Raw genomic sequence first — 1,740 nt, forward strand, 5'->3', positions numbered from 1 at the left:
TGGCTCTGGATCACTTTCCGTGCCAGGGCCACAGAGGGTCACCACAACCGCGATCATGAACGGCTGTGGGTGATCTGTCTCTCCAGGACCTGTGGTTCCACCGGGTTGAAGGCGTCGTGATTGAAAGCGTCGTGGTCGACGGTGAGTTGCTAGTCGTTCGAGCCCGTGCATCTGCGGAGCGGGCTGCGTGTCCCGCCTGCGGAAGCGCGTCGGCCCGGGTGCACAGCCGCTACGTGCGTCGCCTCGCCGATAACGCGGTTGGCGGACGTCCCGTCGTGATCGAGTTAAGGGCCCGGCGGTTCCGCTGTGGCGAACGCGCCTGCTCGCAGGCTACGTTCGCCGAGCAGATCGACGGGTTGACCTTCCGATACGGACGGCGAAGCACCGGTCTGCAGACGGTGTTCCAGCGGCTCGCGGTCATGTTGGCCGGCCGGGCCGGCGCCTGCCTGGCGGATGCGCTCGCGGCCGGTGTGAGCCGGTCGACCCTGTTGCGGCTGATACGCCGCCTTCCCGAACCCGGGACGCTCACCCCGCGGGTGCTTGGGGTGGATGAGTTCGCCCTGCGCAAGGGGCACAGCTACGGCACGATCCTGATCGACATCGAGACCCGCCGGCCGGTCGACCTGCTGCCCGACCGGGCCACCTCAACGGTGGCCCAATGGCTCGCGGACCACCCCGGCGTCGAAGTGATCTGCCGGGACCGCTCCGCTGCATACGCCGAGGCCGGACGACTCGGTGCCCCGGACGCGATCCATGTCGCCGATCGGTGGCACATCTGGAAAAACCTTGCCGAAGCCGTCGAGAAGACGGTCATCCGGCACCGGGCCCTGCTCCGCGAGCCGGAGGAGCCCGGTCCGGTTCACCCCGTTCCGCCTCTGGAGACCGCGGACCCGGAGCCATGCTCCGCGGCCGAACCTCGGCAGTCGGGCCGACTCTCCGACCGGGTACGCGAACAGCACGCGGCCGTGCGGTCCCTGCTCGACCAGGGAGTTGGGCTGCGGCCGATCGCCCGCCGGCTCGGGTTGGCCCGCAACACCGTTCGCCGCCTCGCCCACGCCGACACCGCCGACGAGCTCTTGGTCGGCCGGTGGAGCGGCCGCTCCGGCATCCTCGATCCTTACAAGCCCTACCTGCACCAACGGTGGTCCGAGGGCTGTACCGTCGCCCGTCGCCTGTTCGAGGAGGTCCGCGAGCGCGGCTATCCCGGTGGCGAGAGCGTTGTCAAGAAGTACGTGCACAAGCTCCGTGAAACCTTTCCGCACGACAATCCACCCCGCAAGAGCCCGTCTGTCCGGGACGTGACCGGCTGGATCACCCGCCACCCCGACAACCTGGACGACGATCGGACCCAGCGGCTCAAGGCGATTCTCGCCCGTTGCCCCGAGCTCGACCGAACCGCCGCACACACCCGCGCCTTCGCCGAGCTCATGAACAACCTCCAAGGCCGGGATCTCGACCAGTGGATCGAGCGCGTCCGGGCCGACGACCTGCCCGCCCTGCACGGCTTCATCAATGGCCTCGGTCAGGACCGCGACGCGGTTGTCGCCGGGTTGAGTCTCCGCTACAACTCCGGTGCGGTCGAAGGCCACAACAACAAGATCAAGATGCTGAAGCGGCAGATGTTCGGCCGGGCCAACTTCGACCTGCTGCGCAAGCGGGTGCTCCTCGCACCGCGAGCCCGTTCATGATCGCGGTTGTGGTGACCCTCTGTGGCCCTGGCACGGAAAGTGATCCAGAGCC

Annotated in this window: 1 protein-coding gene; it reads left to right on the top strand. The window is 68.2% G+C overall.

Features of this window, described 5'->3' with window-relative positions; all coding sequences use genetic code 11:
• The first annotated feature begins 131 nt into the window (after nt 1-131).
• Nucleotides 132-1,688: an ISL3 family transposase gene (locus tag LZF96_RS26280; RefSeq protein ID WP_233877369.1), complete on the top strand. Its 1,557-nt coding sequence runs from the start codon at nt 132-134 to the stop codon at nt 1,686-1,688.
• Nucleotides 1,689-1,740 lie beyond the last annotated feature (52 nt).

Source organism: Streptomyces sp. ST2-7A, from assembly GCF_021390475.1.
GTDB lineage: Bacteria > Actinomycetota > Actinomycetes > Streptomycetales > Streptomycetaceae > Streptomyces.